At 34.0% G+C, this 19,568-nt stretch carries 20 protein-coding genes; 8 read left to right on the top strand and 12 right to left on the bottom strand.

The window, feature by feature from the left end; translation table 11 throughout:
* The first annotated feature begins 31 nt into the window (after positions 1-31).
* The gene (locus tag FC091_RS05595) at positions 32-442 is read left to right on the top strand and encodes a BT0820 family HAD-type phosphatase (protein WP_138433290.1); all 411 of its coding nucleotides are present in this window, start codon (positions 32-34) and stop codon (positions 440-442) included.
* A 4-nt stretch (positions 443-446) separates the two neighbouring features.
* On the opposite strand, the gene FC091_RS05590 is transcribed toward FC091_RS05595, so the two are convergent.
* Positions 447-1,712 (bottom strand): acetyl-CoA hydrolase/transferase family protein, encoded by a 1,266-nt coding sequence (locus FC091_RS05590; protein WP_138433289.1) that lies wholly within the window; start codon positions 1,710-1,712, stop codon positions 447-449.
* Positions 1,713-1,835: 123 nt separating this feature from the next.
* On the opposite strand from FC091_RS05590, the gene map reads away from it, so the two are divergent.
* From map to FC091_RS05575, 3 genes are read left to right on the top strand one after another with little or no spacing between them, the layout of a single operon-like run.
* Positions 1,836-2,654 carry a type I methionyl aminopeptidase gene (map, locus tag FC091_RS05585; protein WP_138433288.1) on the top strand — a complete coding sequence of 273 codons (819 nt, stop codon included), beginning with the start codon at positions 1,836-1,838 and terminating at the stop codon, positions 2,652-2,654.
* A gap of 8 nt (positions 2,655-2,662) precedes the next feature.
* A complete protein-coding gene (locus FC091_RS05580; RefSeq protein WP_138433287.1) occupies positions 2,663-3,448 on the top strand; it encodes a DUF3050 domain-containing protein in 786 nt (261 codons plus the stop codon).
* A gap of 3 nt (positions 3,449-3,451) precedes the next feature.
* Positions 3,452-4,219, top strand: a complete 768-nt coding sequence (locus tag FC091_RS05575; protein WP_138433286.1) for a class I SAM-dependent methyltransferase — start codon at positions 3,452-3,454, stop codon at positions 4,217-4,219.
* Positions 4,220-4,304: 85 nt separating this feature from the next.
* Here FC091_RS05575 and FC091_RS05570 read toward each other — a convergent pair whose 3' ends face one another.
* Both FC091_RS05570 and FC091_RS05565 read right to left on the bottom strand, forming a co-directional pair.
* Positions 4,305-5,054: a LytR/AlgR family response regulator transcription factor gene (locus tag FC091_RS05570; RefSeq protein ID WP_138433285.1), complete on the bottom strand. Its 750-nt coding sequence runs from the start codon at positions 5,052-5,054 to the stop codon at positions 4,305-4,307.
* Positions 5,054-6,976: a tetratricopeptide repeat-containing sensor histidine kinase gene (locus FC091_RS05565; protein ID WP_138433284.1), complete on the bottom strand. Its 1,923-nt coding sequence runs from the start codon at positions 6,974-6,976 to the stop codon at positions 5,054-5,056. Before FC091_RS05565 ends, FC091_RS05570 begins: the two co-directional genes overlap by 1 nt.
* Positions 6,977-7,123: 147 nt before the next feature.
* On the opposite strand from FC091_RS05565, the gene FC091_RS05560 reads away from it, so the two are divergent.
* On the top strand, positions 7,124-9,973 hold the full coding sequence (locus FC091_RS05560) for a T9SS type A sorting domain-containing protein (protein WP_138433283.1): 2,850 nt from the start codon (positions 7,124-7,126) through the stop codon (positions 9,971-9,973).
* 178 nt (positions 9,974-10,151) lie between these two features.
* Here the strand turns inward: FC091_RS05560 and FC091_RS05555 are convergent, their stop codons facing one another.
* From FC091_RS05555 to FC091_RS05545, 3 genes are read right to left on the bottom strand one after another with little or no spacing between them, the layout of a single operon-like run.
* Positions 10,152-11,144, bottom strand: a complete 993-nt coding sequence (locus FC091_RS05555) for an FAD:protein FMN transferase (protein ID WP_138433282.1) — start codon at positions 11,142-11,144, stop codon at positions 10,152-10,154.
* 2 nt (positions 11,145-11,146) lie between these two features.
* Positions 11,147-11,524, bottom strand: a complete 378-nt coding sequence (locus FC091_RS05550) for a Na(+)-translocating NADH-quinone reductase subunit F (protein WP_138433281.1) — start codon at positions 11,522-11,524, stop codon at positions 11,147-11,149.
* A 21-nt stretch (positions 11,525-11,545) separates the two neighbouring features.
* The gene (locus FC091_RS05545) at positions 11,546-12,409 is read right to left on the bottom strand and encodes a DUF4846 domain-containing protein (protein WP_138433280.1); all 864 of its coding nucleotides are present in this window, start codon (positions 12,407-12,409) and stop codon (positions 11,546-11,548) included.
* Between the two features lie 62 nt (positions 12,410-12,471).
* Between FC091_RS05545 and FC091_RS05540 the strand changes: the two genes are divergently transcribed.
* The 3 genes from FC091_RS05540 to FC091_RS05530 are packed head-to-tail and all read left to right on the top strand — an operon-like array spanning position 12,472 to position 14,795.
* Positions 12,472-13,902 (top strand): SLC13 family permease, encoded by a 1,431-nt coding sequence (locus tag FC091_RS05540; protein WP_138433279.1) that lies wholly within the window; start codon positions 12,472-12,474, stop codon positions 13,900-13,902.
* Positions 13,903-13,912: 10 nt separating this feature from the next.
* Positions 13,913-14,302 carry a cupin domain-containing protein gene (locus FC091_RS05535; RefSeq protein ID WP_138433278.1) on the top strand — a complete coding sequence of 130 codons (390 nt, stop codon included), beginning with the start codon at positions 13,913-13,915 and terminating at the stop codon, positions 14,300-14,302.
* A 40-nt stretch (positions 14,303-14,342) separates the two neighbouring features.
* Positions 14,343-14,795, top strand: coding sequence for a Na(+)-translocating NADH-quinone reductase subunit F (locus FC091_RS05530; RefSeq protein ID WP_138433277.1), 453 nt, complete (start codon positions 14,343-14,345; stop codon positions 14,793-14,795).
* On the opposite strand, the gene FC091_RS05525 is transcribed toward FC091_RS05530, so the two are convergent.
* The 6 genes from FC091_RS05525 to FC091_RS05500 form a co-directional block, all read right to left on the bottom strand.
* Positions 14,781-16,025, bottom strand: a complete 1,245-nt coding sequence (locus tag FC091_RS05525; protein WP_138433276.1) for an Nramp family divalent metal transporter — start codon at positions 16,023-16,025, stop codon at positions 14,781-14,783. The genes FC091_RS05530 and FC091_RS05525 overlap by 15 nt on opposite strands.
* A complete protein-coding gene (locus tag FC091_RS05520; RefSeq protein ID WP_138433275.1) occupies positions 16,025-16,570 on the bottom strand; it encodes an RNA polymerase sigma factor in 546 nt (181 codons plus the stop codon). Before FC091_RS05520 ends, FC091_RS05525 begins: the two co-directional genes overlap by 1 nt.
* Positions 16,561-17,673, bottom strand: coding sequence for a glycosyltransferase (locus FC091_RS05515; RefSeq protein ID WP_138433274.1), 1,113 nt, complete (start codon positions 17,671-17,673; stop codon positions 16,561-16,563). Before FC091_RS05515 ends, FC091_RS05520 begins: the two co-directional genes overlap by 10 nt.
* Before the next feature lie 6 nt (positions 17,674-17,679).
* Positions 17,680-17,883 (bottom strand): membrane or secreted protein, encoded by a 204-nt coding sequence (locus FC091_RS05510; RefSeq protein ID WP_138433273.1) that lies wholly within the window; start codon positions 17,881-17,883, stop codon positions 17,680-17,682.
* 154 nt (positions 17,884-18,037) lie between these two features.
* A complete protein-coding gene (locus FC091_RS05505; protein WP_138433272.1) occupies positions 18,038-18,829 on the bottom strand; it encodes an anti-sigma factor domain-containing protein in 792 nt (263 codons plus the stop codon).
* A 7-nt stretch (positions 18,830-18,836) separates the two neighbouring features.
* The gene (locus FC091_RS05500; RefSeq protein WP_138433271.1) at positions 18,837-19,373 is read right to left on the bottom strand and encodes an RNA polymerase sigma factor; all 537 of its coding nucleotides are present in this window, start codon (positions 19,371-19,373) and stop codon (positions 18,837-18,839) included.
* Between the last annotated feature and the right edge of the window lie 195 nt (positions 19,374-19,568).

Raw genomic sequence — 19,568 nt, 5'->3', positions numbered from 1 at the left:
TTGTAACTTTGTCGCCTAATTGATTGATTGCATGAATTTTCAGGATAGATTAATAATAGCAGTAGATTTTGATGGAACCATAGTTGAGGATGCTTACCCAAAAATAGGTAAAACAAGAATCTTCGCTTTTGAAACTCTAAAACGCCTGCAGCAAGACGGTCACAGATTAATACTATGGACCTACAGAAGTGGATCTAAACTTCAAGAAGCTGTAGACTTTTGTAAAGATAACGGCATAGAGTTTTATGCTGTAAATGCAAGTTTTCCTGAGGAAAAGTTTGATTACAGCAGAAGCCGAAAAATCCATGCCGACTTATTTATAGACGATAGAAATATTGGTGGTATCCTTGGTTGGGGAGAAATTTATCAGATGATAACTAATGAAGAACCAAACATTAAGACACCTAAAGGTAAAGGCGGTCTCTTTGGTTGGTTCAAATAAGGTTTTACATCAACTCAAAATAAGCTTTGTCAATTTCTTCTCTGTGATCTGGATGAGCTATATCTACCAAGGCTTTTACCCGTTGCTTGATTGTTTTTCCAAATAAATTAGCAATACCGTATTCTGTAACTACATAATGCACATGTGCTCTCGTCGTTACAACACCAGCTCCTGGTTTTAGTGTTGGCACAATTCTACTTACACCTTTACGAGTTACAGAAGGTAGAGCAATAATAGCTTTTCCACCATCACTAAGAGAAGCGCCTCTTATAAAATCCATTTGACCACCAACACCAGAATACATTTTTGAGCCAATAGAATCTGCACAAACCTGTCCTGTTACATCAACCTCAATGGCAGAGTTTATGGCTACCATTTTTGGATTTTGTTTTATGTAGGCGACATTGTTAGTGTAGTTGGAGGCTCTCATTTCTACAAAAGGATTATCATCTACGTAGTCATATAATCGTTTAGAACCCATTAAAAAAGTGGTCAAGGCTCTACCTCTATTAATTTTTTTAAAATTACCATTAATAACGTCGCTTAATATTAAATCAATAACACCGTCAGAAAACATCTCGGTATGTAAACCTAAGTCTTTATGATTTGTAAGTCTAGATAAAACTGCGTTAGGAATATTTCCAATTCCCATTTGTAGCGTGCTTCTATCTTCAATTAGACCAGCAACATAGTCGCCAATTCTGCTCTCAATATCAGAAGGTTCGGAGGCGTGCATAGTTGGTATTTCATCATCGCACTCTACAAAATAGTCTATTTCGGTATAGTGTATTATTCCCGCTCCATGGGTGCGTGGCATGTTTTTGTTAACTTGTGCAATAACTGTAGTCGCATTGTCAATAGCGGCTAATGTGGCTTCAACAGAAACACCTAAAGACAAATAGCCATGCTTGTCTGGTTCAGATACATGAATTAAGACAACATCTAAATCTATAATATTCTTTTGAAAAAGTCTCGGTAATTCACTTAAAAACACTGGAGTATAAGAGCCATTACCAGCATGTAATGTATGTCTTACATTTTTGCCTAAAAAGAAAGAATTGACATGAAAACTATCCCTCAAATCAGGATTAGCATAAGGTGCTTCACCCTCTATGTGTAAATGGCATACTTCAACATTTCGTAACTCTTCATGTCTTGCAGACATGGCATTGATTAATTTTTGAGGAACTGCTGCTGCTGCCTGAATATATACTCTGTCGTTAGATTTTATAGCTTTTACCGCTTCTTCTGCGCTTACCGTTTTGAACATTTTTTAAATTTTAGGTTACAAACTTACAGCCCAAAAGGTAAAGAAAAACTGCCTTTTATCATGTTTTTCTAAAATTATTTAATAGTTATAATTAATTATCTTTGCAACCAAATTTAAGAGACCATGATTATTGTAAAAACAAAGGAAGAGATTGAGTTAATGAGACAAAGTGCTCTTGTTGTATCTAAAACTTTAGGTATGCTTGCCACAGAAATAAAGGAAGGAGTTACGACAAACCACCTCGATGCTATTGCAGAAGAATTTATACGAGATCATGGCGCGTTACCAGGATTTAAAGGTTTATACGACTGTCCTTCAACTTTACTTTGTAGTGTTAATGAGGCTGTGGTGCATGGGTTGCCAACCGATATTCCCCTTAAAGATGGTGATATCGTATCTGTAGATTGTGGAGCACTAATGAATGATTTTTATGGAGACCATGCTTATACTTTTGAAATTGGTGATGTTTCTGAAGACACAAAAAAATTAATTGAAACCACTAAGGCATCTTTATACGTAGGTATAGAGCAACTGAGAGTAGGAAATCGTGTGGGAGATGTTGGTTATGCTATACAGCAGTATTGCGAAGCAGAGGGTTATGGTGTGGTACGAGAGTTGGTAGGTCATGGTATTGGTCGTAAAATGCATGAAGACCCAGAAATGCCAAACTATGGTAGACGCGGACGAGGTAAAAAGTTTATAGAAGGTATGGTCGTGGCTATTGAGCCTATGATTAACATGGGCACTCACAAAGTGAAACAACTAAAAGATGGTTGGACAATTGTAACACAAGATGGAAAACCGAGCGTACATTTTGAACATGATGTAGCCATCGTAGATGGAAAGCCAGAAATTCTTTCAACCTTTGCTTACGTACACGAGGCCTTAGGTATAACAACTGATGAAGAAGATAGATTTAGACAGAATGCGCTCTCACTATAAAATTTCATATGAGAATTAACCAATTAGAGCAAGAACTAACTTTATTAAGAGAAGAGCTTAATAACCATAAACTTTATGGTACTTTAAATTCAGTTGATGATATAAGAACCTTTATGCAACAACATGTGTTCGCGGTTTGGGATTTTATGTCTTTGTTAAAAGCATTACAAAACAATTTAACGAACACTTCTTTGCCTTGGTTGCCAGTATCCGATTCTAAAATCTCCCGTTTCATTAACGAAATTGTCTTAGATGAAGAGAGCGATGTTAATGAATTGGGTGTGCCAATGAGCCATTTTGAAATGTATTTGGATGCGATGCGTCAAATAGGTGCAGATACAAAGGCTATCCAATCATTTTTGTCTGACATAACTAAAGGAAAAACTGTAAGACAAGCTTTAAGTAGGTTATCTTTAAATCAACAGACAGTAAATTTTGTGAACTTTACATTTTCTGTAATTGAGACTAATCAAAATCATAAAATAGCAGCAGCCTTTACGTTTGGAAGAGAGGATGTTATACCAGATATGTTTTTTCAAATTATCAATAGGTCAAAAAGTAAGGAATCCTCTTTTAGTAAATTGACTTACTACTTAAACAGACATATTGAGTTAGATGGCGATGAGCATGGTCCTTTGGCTTTAAAAATGATAGAGGGTCTTTGCGGTGAGGATTCTAATAAGTGGAATGAAGCCTTAGAAATCTCAAAACAGGCATTACAACACAGAATTGCACTTTGGGATGGTATTTACAACTCCATAACAGAAAGCCAAGCTATTGAACAAGTATCATAGCTAATGAAAACAATTTTTAAGTTTTTTCTAAATCTTTTCCCTAGACCTTTGTTAATAAGGTTAAGCTATGTGGTTAGACCACTCTTAGCCTTTTTTTTGCAAGGAAGTAAATATATAGATCCGATAGACGGTAAAGGTTTTAAAACTTTCTTGCCTTATGGTTACGGAAAACAAAGGCCAAATGTTTTATCTCCCTCCACACTATCTCTAGAGAGACATCGCCTATTTTGGTTGTATCTAAAAAATGAAACCGACTTTTTTTCTAAAGGATATAAGGTTCTTCATTTTGCTCCGGAGCAATGTTTTTTAAAACGGTTTAGAAAACTAAAGCATGTAGATTATACTACTACAGATCTGCTATCTCCCATTGCAGATGTAAAGGCCGATATTTGTAATCTTCCCTTTGAAGATGATAGTTATGATGTCATTTTTTGTAATCATGTGTTAGAGCATATACCAGATGATACTAAGGCTATGCAAGAGTTATATCGTGTAATGAAATCAGGTGGTTTTGGAATATTTCAAATACCTCAAGATTTAAATAGAGAAACTACTTTTGAGGATGATACAATAACGGATAAAGAAGAGCGTGCTAGAATATTTGGACAATACGACCATGTTAGAATCTATGGTCGAGATTACTTTGATAAACTGAGAAGCGTAGGTTTTGAAGTTGAAGAAGTAGATTATACTGCCACTTTATCAGATTCTGAGATAGATAAATTTCGTTTAGCCAAAGGCGAAATCATTCCTTTGGTTTTTAAATTATAGAAAAAAAAGAGAAAGAATAATTGTGTAGAAAAGTACTAAGAATACTTCAAGTTTATTTTGCCTTAAAAAATACATGCTTTTCTGCTTACAGTCCATTGACAATACTCAAGAATTCCTCGCGCTTATCCTTTGCTAATGAGATCGTTTCATCATTATCCATAACAATATAGCCGCCATCCCTTTTAATATAAGACTTTATATATTTAAGATTGATAAAATGAGATCGATGAGGCTTGTAAAATGTAGTTTGATTTTCAAGAAGTTCAACAAAATAGCGTAATGGCTTACTAATTAGAAAGTCCTCTGTATTTGAGGTGAAAATTTTTGTGTACATGCCATCCGCATTCATACAGATGATATTATCGAATTTTAAAAAAATAATACCATCTGCTACAGGTAAGGCAATCTTATCAAAAGATGATTTTTCTAAAGAAGCCTTAAGTTCTTCTAACTTTCTATTGGTCTGTGACTTGCCAGTAAATTTCAAGGCCTTATCAACTGCTTGCTTAATTTGGTACGCGCGCACTGGTTTTAACAAATAGTCTATAGCAGATAGCTGAAAGGCTTGTATGGCATATTCACTATAGGCTGTAGTAAATATGACTTCAAAATTAAATACCTCTTTTTCAATAAAATCTAAAATTTCTAAACCAGAATGTTCAGGCATTTCAATGTCTAAGAATACAATAGTAGGTGTTTCAGATTTAATAAGCTCAACACCTTGCAACAGGTTGTCTGCTTCAAAAATAGTTGTTATTTTAGGACAGTTTTCTTCAATTAAAAGTCTAAGAACGTGTCTTGCTCTTTTTTCGTCGTCTATTATTAATGCTGTCATTACTGTATGGGAATATTGATGGTTGCACGTGTACCTTTTGGGTCTTCTGTATCACCCAAGTCTTCAATTTGCACGCCAATTTTATGCTTAGACTTGTAGTTCAAAAGTTCTAATCGACTTTGGTTGGCTTTCAGGGCAAAGGACTTATGAAATCTCAATTGTTTAGCTTTGATCTCATTGGCTTTTTTTCTGCCTATTCCGTTATCCTCTATGATACATTGCACAAAATTTTTGTCAAAATTCAAAAACTGAACCGTCAGTATACAGGTACCTTTTTTATGTAGAAGTCCATGCTTTATGGCATTTTCTACATAAGGTTGAACAAGCATAGTAGGAATTTTAGTGTTGTCCATATCTAAAACTTCGTCTACAATAATATCCGTTTGTAAATAGTCTTCAAAACGCAACTGCTCTAACTCTAAATATAGTTTTAAACTCGCTATCTCGTCGCTAAGCGTAATAGACAATTCGTCACTAAATTTTAGATAACGCCTTACCAAATCCGAGAATTTACCCAAATAATCACTTGCCAAATTGCGCTCGTTCGATAAAATATAATCTTGAATGGAATTCAAAGCATTGAACACGAAATGTGGATTCATTTGTGATTTAAGTGCCTTTAGCTCAGAGTTTCTGTATTGCTTTTCTAAGGCCAATTGTTTCTGTGCTGCTTTTAACTCTGAAGCAATAAGCTCTTTTTTTCTTTTAGTCTGTTGTTGTTTAAAATACGTTAGAAATGTAAATAACAATAATAGTAAGACTACACTACTTGCTATGAAATAGAGTTGATTCTGCTTGGCTTCAGTCTTTGCAATCTTGGCTTCCTGTTCGGCTATTTCCTTAAGGTTAATCGCTTTTTCTGTATCGTATTTAGTTCTTAAATCTTCTATGGTCTTCATCTGTTCTTCAGAAAAGACACTGTCCTTAACCTCGTATGATTTTTTTAAATACTCAGATGAGCGTTTATAATCCTGAATGTTACTGTAATACTCGCTTTGGTTAGAGTATACGTAGCGCAATTGCCTAAAATTGGTGCCTTGTGCTTCGTATATTTCTAGAGCCTTATTATTGTAATCAATGGCTTTTTTGAAGTCCTTTAAACCAGCATAAACTTCTGCCAAGTTCAAATATGTATGTGCTTGGTTGGTTTTTTGATTGGTTTCCGTAAAATAATCAAGAGCATTGTTCAAAGACCTTATGGCATCCTTAAATCGTTTACTCTTAGTGTAAACGCGTCCCAAAGAGCCTTCTGCTATGGCAATACCTACTTTATAACCTTCACGTTTGGCGATACTCTTTGCTGCTTTATAATGAAATGCTGCCTCATCGTAATTTGTGAGCTGTTCAAGTGCACTGCCCAAATAAAAATGTGTTGCTGGTAATTGCGGATGGTTGGGATTTTCGGTTTTTAACAATTTTAAGCTTAAGTCGTAGTTCTCAATGGCTTTTTCTGGTTCATTCATTAAATCGTAGATACGACCTAAATTGTTAATCGTCCTTATCTGTCCGTAATTGGTATCTAAACTATCCTGAATACTTTTGGATTGCAACGAAAATCTTAACGCTTCTTCATACTTACCAGTTTGGTAAAAATACGCACCATAATTGTTTAAAGCGTCAATTAGCCCTTCATTATAGCCGGTAGACTTGCTCAGATTAATGGCTTCTTTAAGCACACTATCGTTATTTGAAATATCCTTTGCCGTGTACTGTGCCGAAAGCAAATTAAGCAAATCTACCTTTTTAGTTTTTTCTAATTGTGGCTTATTTATTTCGACAAGCAAGCTATCTAAATCCACAATTTGTGCACTTGCGGCTTGAATACCAATAAGAAAAAGAAGAACAGCATTTAGTATCATTTTTAGCATAAGGCGATTTAAAGAATTTAAAAATACCATAAACCACATCAAATCTGAAGTCATAATTTCTGAATTGTCAGTTACAGTTTTTAAAGCCTAAATATAGCTTGATTCATTTAGAAGTCCAGAACGTCATTTCAGAAATTCAATAAGAATATCACTAGTGTAAATGAACATATTTGTGTTCTAAAAATAAAATTTAACCTAGTTATGAGGAACATTACAATTTATTACGCACAAGCTGTGCGTAAATCAAAATTACTCATTGTCCTAAGCTTATTTTTCTTAGGACTTTGTAGTGCACAAAACACAATTTATGTAAATCAGAATGCCACAGGAAACAATGATGGTACCAGTTGGGCAGATGCTTTTATTTTATTAGAATCTGCTTTAACAGCCGCAACACAGAATACAGATATTTGGATTGCTGGTGGAACGTACAAACCAGATGTTCCAGGCGGGTCGAGGTTTAGTACTTTCTTAATTTCTCAACCTAATGTCAGAATCTATGGTGGATTTGCAGGTAATGAAACCCAATTGAGCCAGCGTATCTATGGACAGAACGAAACTATTCTTTCGGGTGATTTAAATGGTGACGACAATGCCAACATTGATTATTTTGAACCTACACGGTTAGATAATAGTTATCGTGTTTTACAAATTCTATCCCTTTCTGATGGCATTGTACTTGACAGGTTGACAATTACAGGTGGCCACTCTAACGCGGCTAATAATACAGATGGTGCGGGTATTAGAGTTGGCTCAACAGATTTAACAGTTACCGATTGTAAAATTTACAGAAATGTAGCAAGGAATAGAGGTGCTGGAATTTATCTTAATCTAGGAGGTGGCAATGGCACCCAAAGAACATTTGAGGTCAACCGTTGTCAGTTTATTGAAAACCTCACCAGAGAAGGTGCTGGAATTCACTATACGCATAACAGTAATGATGCATTGAACTTTAGCGTCAGAAACAGTTTATTTATAAGAAACGAAACAAGAAATATTGGAGATCCAGGAACCTCTGGAAGTTCTTGTTTTTTTAGTTCAGTGGGAAATTACACAGCGGATTGGACTAACAATACCAGTGCATTCAATATCGAAAATGGTACATTTCATAATGGTCCTCAAAATGCTATTAATCATCGTACTACCTTAACTGTTAGCTCACCAGCTACAAATGGTCAAACGTTCTTTATTTATAATAGTATATTTTACAATAACACTTTATTCAATGGAAATCCTTTGCCAGGTTTAGGATTCAATAACTCAACTGCGTTTCCATTTTTTAATATCTCGAATTCAACAGATGAAGGTGGTTTTGCAAATACTCTAACAAGTGCAGGGCATACTTGGACAGCTGTAAATACATCAAATCCTCAATTTGTAAATCCCAATAATAATGACTTTAGTTTAGCAGGTGCATCACCAGCTAGAGATACTGGTAATGCCAATGCACCTTTTGGTAGTTTAGATGTAGAACACAATACAAGAAATCAAGGTTTTACAGTAGATAGAGGTGCTTATGAAGCCACGCCAATTCCGCCGGGTACCATAGTCTACGTAGACCAAGATGCCACTGGCGCAAATGATGGTAGTAGTTGGGTAGATGCTTTTACAGATCTGCATTCTGCATTAAATGCTGTCGCGTTTCAAGGGCAAATATGGATAGCTGAAGGCACATACAGGCCATCACCAACAGGATTTAGAACAGAATCCTTTATTGTAGACACACCAGAAATAGAAATTTATGGTGGTTTTGCAGGCACAGAAACCCAGTTATCTGAACGTATTTATGGTACAAATATAACCTATATTGATGGCGACAATTTTGGTGACGACAATGGTAGCAGTCTAAATTATTTTAGTGCAGTGCGTATTAACGACAACGCATTCAATGTTATTGAAATTACAGGCAACGGTTCTGGTGTGGTGTTTGATTCTGTTTTTATAAAAGGCGGACACGCGAACTCTGGGACATCCACACAATCTGGTGGTGCCATTCTTGTAGATGAAAGTGTTACTGAGTTAACCCTAAATAAAGTCATAGTAGCCGATAATATTTCTAGAAATACAGGTGGTGCCATTTCATGGTCACCTAACAACAGTGCTCAACTAAACATATATGGTTGCCGTTTTGCAAGGAACTACAGTAGAAACGGCGGCGCATTATTTTTTAGCATTACAAATTCTGGTAATTATAACATTGAGATAATCAACAGTATTTTTGAGTTCAATCTCGCTGCAGACATTGGGAATGTACAAGGCAGAGCAGGAAGTAGCTTATACGCTGCGGTTAACAATAGTTCCGCAACATTGAACACATTATTGGTAAATAATACCTTTGCCGCTAATACAGATGGCGGGACAATATTAGCTCAATCACAAAGAACTACAGTGGCCATTGGTCAAATAAGTGGTTCTGCTAGTACCAATGTTTATAATTCTATTTTCTGGGAAAACCTAAATAGTTCATCATCTTCAACTAGTTTGGCCAACGCAGTTGGAAGCCTAAATTTCTCATCTGGCAGCTGGGATGTAAGGTATTGTTTAGATGCTTTTTTCTTTAGCAATATCACAGGTAACTCTAATGCTACGGTTAATAATATCATAACCCAGGATCCTTTATTCGCATTAGCTGCTAATTCAAACCATCAATATTCTATTATAAATGGCTCACCAGCCATAGATGCAGGTAATAATTCTTTAGTGCCCGCTAATAGTATCACAGATCTCTTAAATAATCAACGTATATTTAGTACTAATGTTGATATGGGAGCTTATGAGTTTAACTCAATACCATTGAGCAGTAATGGTTTAAATAATACATCCAATACTGATATAAAAATCTATCCAAATCCAACTACCGATTTTCTGAATATTGCTACTAATAATAAGGTTTTACAACTTAGAATTTTTGACATTAATGGTAAAGAATTTTTGAATAAGGAACAAAGTACTACTACTATTGATATTAGAAACTTAAATAGTGGTATTTATTTTATTCAATTATTTATTGATAACTCTAGCGTCATTACAAAAAAGATAGTGAAGCTATGAATAAGGATAGTTTTTAGTTTAGTTAATAGAGAAAGCCCGATAAACTCCTAGTTTGCTGGGCTTTTTTAAATTAAATAAAAAAGCCGCACCTAAAAACGAACAAAAGGTACGGCTCAACTATATTAATAGTAGTTAATAGCAATTATAAGACACACTTATAATGTATTGGTCACATATATTATTCAGGAAAACTATTAAGGTTTAAGGTTTTTAATGCTTGGTCTTTGTCTTCATAAATAAAGTAAACCTTAAGTTCTGGATGTGATTTTAAAAACTCAGAAACTTTTTCAATTCCCATAGCCTGAAAAGCAGTTGCATAGCCGTCTGCAGTCATACAATCGCCTGCAATTACAGAGACACTCAGAATACTTGTTTTAGTTGGATACCCAGTTTTAGTATCAATGATATGGGCATATTTGTTTCCGTTTTCATCGATTTTAAATTTTCGGTATGTACCAGAAGTAGCCATAGCTTCATCTCTTAATTCAATGGCTTTAAATACAGATTGTTCTCCATCAAAACGAGGTTCGTCTAAGCCAACTTTCCATGGTGATTTTTTTTGAATATTTTTTCCTTTTGCTCGTATTTCCCCACCTATTTCAACTAGGTAATTTACTATATTTTTCGATTCTAAAAATTCTGCGATTACATCTACACCGTAACCTTTAGCAATGGCATTAAACTCTAAATAAGTAGAGGGAGGTTTACTAATGATATTGTTTGTAAGTTTTATTTTGTTAAAACCTACAAACTGCATCAAACTATCAATTGTAGTGCTGTCGGTTAAAAATTTATTGGTTTCAGCACCAAAATTCCATGCGTTAACAACATTGCCTATAGTTGGGTCAAAAACACCTTCGGTTTTTTCGTAAATAGATTTCGAAGTATTAAAAACTTCAACGAAATAATGATCTACTTCACTTATTTTATTTCGGTTTAATTTAGAAATATCAGAATTAGGAATATATGTTGATAGTGAATTGTTTACCTCATTAAACAAGCTATCTATTTCTTTTGAAAAATCTGTATTCTCATTATCAGCATATTGAATAGTAAATCCTGTTCCGAAAACAGGCCCTGATAATTTTACCAACGTGCTGTCTTTTTTCTGTTGCTCTTCTTTACAAGAAAAACTAACAAGAACAGCGAGTAAAAGGATTATTTTTTTCATGATTAATTTAAATTCATTTCTATGACTTGGATACCATTGTATTCTATAAGGTATTCTTCGTTAAGGTAGATTGGTAAATTTTCGCCATTAGGGTTTCCAAGCCCAACTCCTGCATATAAAACTTTAGCATCCTTTTCATAAGCATGTTTCTTGAAAGTTTCCATCCAAACTACATCGTAATTATTAGGATTCTCAGGTAGTATTACCGCTCTTACAACAACAAAATAGTACTGACTGTTCTTATCGATACAAACAAATTGTGGATGTCGTTTTAGCTTGCTATTTACCGCAATAAATTCAAAACCACGAGATTCTAAATCTTTACCTACATGGTTCATGGCCAGGTTATGAAGTTCTTGTGCTGTTAGTGCTTTGCTCATGTTGCAAAGATACAAAGATGCTTACTTAAATCTAACAAATTTTGCGCTACTAAATGTATAATTAGAAACAGGTGTAATAGCGTCATCTTCTAATTTATACCATGGTGAAATAGAAGAGTCGGTTAAGTTTTTTACAAGATGTACACTTTGTGCTGGAGTATTGCCTTGAAACAATAGAAATAATTTTTCGCCTTTGTTATTAATGGCTTCGTCGCAAAGCATTACAATATGTCCTGGACTACCACCTTTTATGAGCATATCTCCAATTTTCAAATCTTTAGATTTAATAGATTTTAGTTCATTGTAAAGCGACAATGTACCTGAGTAAGTGTATATAAGATTTAAATAATTGTAAAAATTTTCTTTACTATGATTAGCTCTTGCTGTTTTATGAAAAGAGACTTTATTTCCATTAATTTTTGGTCGGTAACCTTCTGCATATTTTGTCCATGAGCAATAATGACCAGATGTAAAGTTAAAGCCAATTTCATCCTTTCTGTTATTATCCCAAAGGTATTCGCTTCTTATTCTAATAAGGGCATCTGCACATTGCTGCAAACCATTTTTCGGTACAGGCACTTGTAAGATACCGATATGTCCTCGTTGCCAAAAGTAATCTGTATTATCGTAGTTTATAATTTTGCTGCCAAAGGCTTTGAGTTTATAATTTCTAAGGTATTCTTCAAAACCACCTTTTGGATATGCAACACGTTTGTAGCCTTCAGGTATGTTAACTCTAGATTTTATGGTTAAACTATCCTTATTAATTAAACTTGGGGTTTCGATTACTGCTTTAACCGTATCGTAAGCATTCTCAACAGGTTTAAATTGAAATGCAACAAAAACCAAACCAATGATAAACAAGAGGAGTATTAGTTTCTTCATAACCGATAAACGTTATTTTTTAAAGATTTCGTATTATATTCCTGTTTTTATTTAACATCAATATGTATCCACTATCAAAACGTTTGGGTTTAATCTTAGGTCCTTTATTGTTCATCCTCCTTCAAGTTTTTCAGTTTAGCTTGATTTCAGAAAAAGCTGATGTTGTTATTGCGGTTGCATTTTGGATGATTATCTGGTGGATAACAGAAGCAGTTTCTATTTCGGTAACTGCCTTGTTGCCTTTGTTTCTATTTCCTTTGTTTAAAGTGATGCCAATGGATGAGGTTGGTGCTAATTATGGAAGTCCGATTGTATTTCTATTTTTTGGTGGTTTTGTTTTGGCGTTAGCTTTGGAAAAAGTAAATCTACATAGGCGCATTGCCCTAAGCATAATAAGACTTACAGGTACAACTCCCAATAAAGTTATATTAGGTTTTATGCTGGCTACAGCTTTTATGAGCATGTGGATAAGTAATACGGCTAGTGCTGTGGTAATGTTGCCAATTGCCATGTCTGTAATAAACCTACTTATAAATGATGCTGATGGTTTTACCAAGCAAGATCAAAATTTTGCACTAAGTGTAATGCTTGGTATTGCGTTTTCTGCCAATGCTGGTGGAATAGCAACAATTATTGGTACGCCGCCAAACTCTATTCTGATCGGTTTACTAGAGAATGAATACAACATGGAAATATCCTTTTTGAATTGGTTAATTGTCGGTTTACCTTTTTCAGTCATCTTAATCACTATAATTTATTTTGTTCTGATAAAAATGTTCCCGAATAAGGGGTTGATATTTGATGCTTCAAAAACAGTAGTTGAAGATGAATTAAAGAAATTGGGTAAGCTCTCACCAAAGGAAAGACAAGTGCTGATAACATTTGCTGTAATAGTGTCGCTTTGGATTTTTAGAACAGTAATTAATGGTGTATTTCAAAAACTTGAACTAACAGATACCATGATTAGTATTCTGGGTGCTTTAGCTTTGTTTACTGTACCTTATAGATTAAGCAAAGGCGAGTTTATTTTAGAATGGAAAGACACCCAAAAATTAGCTTGGGGAATATTGATTTTATTTGGTGGCGGACTGGCTTTAGCAAAAGGCATGTCTGCAAGTGGTATTGTAGATATGGTGGCAGAAACGATTTCTAAAAGTGAAATAAGTGTTTTATTCACAGCTTCGTTACTTATCTTCTTAATGTTATTTATGACGGAGTTAATGAGCAACGTCGCATTAACAGCTGTGTTAGCGCCAGTAGTGGCTGGTATTGCCATCGGACTAGAAGTACCAATATTATATTTGCTTATACCTGTTACCATGGCAAGTAGTTGTGCATTTATGTTACCAATGGCGACACCGCCAAATGCAATTGTATTTGCCAGTGGTTTTGTAAAAGTACATCAAATGGCAAGGGTAGGAGTGATATTAAACCTTATCTCCGTACTCTTGTTAATTTTAATGTTTCGGTATGTATTACCATTAATTTTTTAAAAATTCAATTATGAATTTTAAAACCGTAAAACCAATATTTATTGTAAATCTTTTGATTTTAAACCTACTCTTTTTTAACTGTAAGTCAGTAGAAAAATTGCCAGACCCACTACAAGCAGGTTGGAAAGGAAAGAACGTTTGTGAAGTTGTTGAGGAGAACAAATCTGTACGTATCTTAAAATGTAAGTTTCCTCCAAATGTGGGTCACGAGAAACACTATCACAACCCACATTTTGGTTATACCTTATCTGGAGGTAAATTTAGAATTACAGATACAACAGGTACTAGAGAGGTAGATGTGCCTGAAGGTTATAGCTTTTCTAATGATGTTAAAACAATCCATAAAGTGTTAAATATTGGTGAAACTACAGCGGTTTTTTTGATTGTAGAATACAAATAAATTAAATAATTAGTATCTTTTATTGCGAAAAAGAAAGACTATGAAAACTACAAGCAGACGTTTTGATGAGGCTTTGAAAAAACTCTACACAGCCTTTCATAACAAAACACTCAATCCCGAAGACTGTAAACAATGTGCCGTAGGGAATATTCTAGATAATAATGATATCTGGAAACATATGACCAATTTGCACGGTTCTATTAAATTAAACTATGTTGGCTTAGTACATCAAAATTTAGGTAGACGATTTAATGGTTACACACCAATAGAGTTGTTAAAAATTGAAGCTTCTTTTTTAGAAGGTTGCGGTTACCGTTTGGGCAAGACCTATTGCCATAAGCCTGATTTCTATAAAAGTCAAGATATATTATTTAATGGATTAAATGCCGTTGTTGCAACTTTATGTGAGTTGGATGGCGTTAAAAATATTATGGATTGCAGTTCGCTGTTTGATTATGAACTTAAAGATGATTTCAATCTACAACGTGCTTAGGTACCAAATACTGAAACCTATTAAAAAAGCAATGCCCAACCAAGACAAAATATGTAAGCCTAAACTCGGTTTCCAGGCTTTTGGAGTATGTTTGCTACAGAGCAGTTTGTAATTTATTATAGCATAGAAAGGTGCTGTTACAAAAGATAGAATTGTAGCTACTTTAATCAATAATCCCATCTCAGAAGCTAGAACTAAAAAGATAATTATGGTGCCGAAGGTCAAAATTAGTATCCAACTTAGATAACCTTTTCTGTAGCTTTTATTGTTTAATATTTCTAAACTTTTGTTCATGGCTCTAGGTGAAGCATCTAGAGTAGTGATAGTAGTGCTAAACATGGCTGTAAATGCGGCAATACCAATAATAATATGTGCCCAATCACCAAGACTTTTGGTATATAATTCTATAAGTTGATTAGAAAATACAGCAGCTTTATTACTAAAGCTATTACCAGAATCGTACATTATAAAGTAGCCTAAACTGACAAAAGCAATTCCTAAAAGTATAGCGCCAAAAAAACCGACGTTGAAATCTAATAAGGCATTCTTTGGAGTAAATGAACCTTCGTCTTTTTTCTTTTCTAATGCCCAAATAGAATGCCATACAGAAATATCTAAAGGTGCTGGCATCCATCCCATAAAGGCGATTAAAAAAGCAATTTCAATTTTATTGTTTGGTAATACCTGATTGAAACCTATGGTTCTCTCAAATTCAGTAAAAGCAAAATAGACAGCAACCAAAGTGCTTATGGTAAGTATAATTATAATCACCTTAATAAGCTTGTCTAAGGTGTTGTATTTTCCAATTAATAGAATGAACAGACAAATAAAGAGTAAGATAATAGTCCAGATTTCTACACTGCTTATGTTTTCAATACCAAAATTTAAAAAAGAAATATCACCAAAGAGTGAATTGGCCAAGCCAGCCGTAACGATGGTTACAGCAGCTTGAATTGTAAACATAGTAGCTAAGCTTAAAATGAAATAGGCCATTAAAATAGGCTTACCCATTTTATGATAACCTTCTAGCAAACTCTCTCCCGTTGCTGAAGCATATCTTGGTCCAAATTGAAAAAAAGGATATTTGAATAAGTGAACAAGCAATAATGCCCATAAAAGACCTAAACCAAAATCAGCACCAGCTCTTGTAGACTGTACCAAGTGCGAAACACCAATTGCTGCACCAGCAAATAGTAAACCAGGACCTAATTTCTTTATTTGAGATAACATTACGTTTTAGTAATAATAGCTGCTAATAGCTTTTTTGCTCGTAATAGTTTTACCTTCACGTTGTTAATGGGTTCTTTAAGTTCCTCGGAGATTTCTTTGTAGCTTAATTCTTGAAAATACCTTAGATTAATAACTTCTTGATAATGCGGTTTCAGTTTTTTAATATCTCTGAGTAGTTTGGCAAGATTTTGTTCCGTGATAATTTTGTCTTCAGGTGAAGGAGAATCATCAATAATCTCTAAATAGTTGTCTTCGTTATCTTTTGATGTATTTTGTATGGTCTTTTTTTGCTTTCTTACTAAATCTATATGAATATTTTTAGATATAGTAATTAACCAAGTTTTAAACTTATAATTATCATCATAAGTATCAATTTTATCAAAAGCCTTAGAAAATGTTTGGATGGTAATGTCTTCGGCATCATTTTCATTTTGAGTGCGCATTAGCTGAAAAGAATACACATCATTCCAAAAAGTGTCAAGAAGAAAATTAAACGCAATCTGGTCATTTTGTTTGGCTCTTTTAATTGCGTCTGTTATTTCCAATGTTTAGGTGTAGATATAAGATTAGCAATAAAGATACTTAATTGTGTGGTAACTAAAAATAATTCTAGAAAAGGTGCAAAAAAGATAAGATTAATATCGTCTAGTTTTTTTGCTGTAAGCCCAAAACATAGTAGTTGAATAGCAAAACGAAGAGCAACAAGTGCTAATACCCATTGCATTTTATACCCTAGAATTATGAGTGTTACAGCAAAAACCCAAAACAAAAGTTGCGATGCGTAAAATAAGCCTAGAAGGATTTTGTGTTTTGTTTTATAAAATGAGGCAGTACTTACGTGTCTGCGCTTTTGCAATATCCAATCTTTGAATGTTTTTTTTGGTTCTGAGATTGTAAAGCTTTCTTTTGAAAAACAGATGTCTGTATTTTTAGCTTTTGCAACTTCGTTTATAAATAAATCATCGTCTCCAGATTTTACAGCCATGTGGCCATTATAACCGTTGTTATTAAAAAACAATTCTTTTCTATAAGCCATGTTTCTGCCAACTCCCATGTAAGGGATACTTAATTTAGCATATGAAAAGTATTGCAGTGCAGTGATAATAGTTTCAAACCGTATTAGCGCATTTAAGATTGAATATTTCTTTTTGGCATATGCGCCATAACCCAAAACAATAGCCTTTTGATTAGAAAATTTACTGCTTATTTCAGCAAGCCATTTATTAGAGTTTGGTTTGCAATCAGCATCAGTAAAAACGAGAAAATCGTTGCTTGAAGCTTTTATGCCGAGAGTTAAAGCATACTTTTTATTTCCCCAAAAGGCTTCATTAGATTTTACGTCTACAATTTTGGTGTTTTTATTGTTGATTTTGAAGTCTTCCATGACCTCTAATGTTTCGTCAGAGGAACTATCGTTAACCAATACAACTTCAAAACTGCTGTAATCTTGTTCTAATATATAAGGAAGGTTTTTTTTTAAATTTTCAGCTTCGTTTTTTGCACAGATAATTACGGAAAGCGGTATGTGCTTTTTTAGTTTAGTTTCTGCTCGTTGCAGCGAGAAGGAAAATAGAAATACTGAATAATAAATGAGCTGAACAACAACTGTAAATGCAAATACTATAAATAGTATAGCCAAAAAGTTCATTTAACCTTAAGAATGTTGAGGTTCGTTACAGTCTTTGAATTGATCTGGAGTTTTTCCGCAAAAACCACAAGCATCACCTTCTTTGTTTAGTATAGGATTTTGACTCGCACACGTACCAGCAAACTTACCGTCTTTCTTTGCCCAGATTTTTATGGCAATACCGGCAAAAGCTAAGGCTAACATTCCTAAAGTGAGAAGTAATAATTTCATTTTAATTAAAATTTATTGCAAAGATAATGCTTTAATACAAAATCTGTAAGCTTTAAATTAGATGATTTCTGGAGGTGTAAAATCTAAAATATTATTTGTGAAATAAAAAAAAGAGGTACAACCGTACCTCTTTGTCCTAAATCTTTTTTTAATTCTACTTCTCTTTTAGAGAGATTTCCGCAACTTCGGTATTATTCTCATTAGTTTCATCACCATCTCTACCGATTTTAATACTCAGTGCTAAAGCATCTTCCATATATGGAATTTGTTTCATCTTACGGTCAGACTCATCCAATATGCCTAAGTTCACCATTCTGTCCTGTAGTTCAGCCCATATTTGGTAATGCTGGTCTTCAGGTAACTCAGGTAATTTAATAACATCTATCATCGAGGTTTTTTCAACCGGATTTATATAAGCTACTGTCTTAAGATCTTTAGCTCTATCATTACCGCTAATAATGTATTTTCTGGCATCAGGATCATTAAGTCTACTAAGCTCTGATGATAACTCCGATAACATAGCATTATTTTTTTCTATATCACTTCTTAAGTCGTAAATCTCGTCTATAACTACATTGTTCTCATCTAGTAAATTCTGATTTTTTTGATACAAGAAAAATGATGATACAGCAAATAAAACAGCAGCAGCCGTCGCAGCAATGCTGTACCAAGGTGTTTTTCTGTGTTGTACTAACTGAATAACTTTAGTGTCGTTAGTTTCGTCCAAAGCATCTAGAATATTTCCTAAAATATTCTTAGGAACATCTACCGCACCAGCCTTAGCAATAATTTCTAAGTTATTCTGTAGCTTCTCGTAAGCTTCGGCTGCTTCAGGATAATTACTAATAAAAAACTCTACTTCCTTGGTTTCCTCATAGGAAGCTTCACCTACTAAGTATTTGTTTAGTAAGTCAGAATTTAAAAAGGTATGTAATTTTGTTTCCATAATTCTGTTATTCTGGGTCGTAAACTTTTTTAAGTTCACGTAATCCTATTTTTAATCTCGATTTTATAGTCCCAAGCGGAATGTCTAATTCGTCACTAGCTTCCTGCTGTGTCATGCCTTGAAAAAACAAGGCGTCTAACACAATTTGGTACTTTTCTTCGAGTCGTCCAACATGCTCTTTAATGTCCAATACATCCTGGTTTAAGTTGCTTGAAGGTAAGATATATACGTTTGAAGTATCGATTTGGACTTCTTTTTGATATCTATTATTAAAACTTCTCAATTTATCTATTGCTGTATTTCTTGCAATTCTAAACAGCCAAGTAAATAATTTTGCCTTTTTAGGGTCGTACTTATGAGCGTTTTTCCAAACTTTAATAAAGGTTTCTTGTAGAGCGTCTTGAGCAATCTCTTCGTTTATAGTTATTTTTAAAATAACACCATAGAGGCTGTTAGAGTAATTTTCGTATAACAGGTCCAACGCACGCTTATCGCCTTTGTCTAGTAAATCGATTATTTTCTGTTCGGTTGGTGTAACGCTCAAAATGTTAAAATCTTAGTTTTTAGATTTTTACGACATCCAAAATGGATTTGTAAACGTAAATATAGTTAAATACAGTAATATATGTATTTAGCATTATAAAGATAGAATAATCATTTTTTCTGAGAGATTGGTTAATAGCATTTTTAAAAGATTATTCTAAATTCAAAAGTCGTAATCCTTATTACGACTTTTGTT

Source organism: Winogradskyella algicola (genome assembly GCF_005869935.1).
Classification (GTDB): Bacteria; Bacteroidota; Bacteroidia; order Flavobacteriales; family Flavobacteriaceae; genus Winogradskyella; species Winogradskyella algicola.
This window is presented reverse-complemented; position numbering and strand designations above follow the sequence as displayed.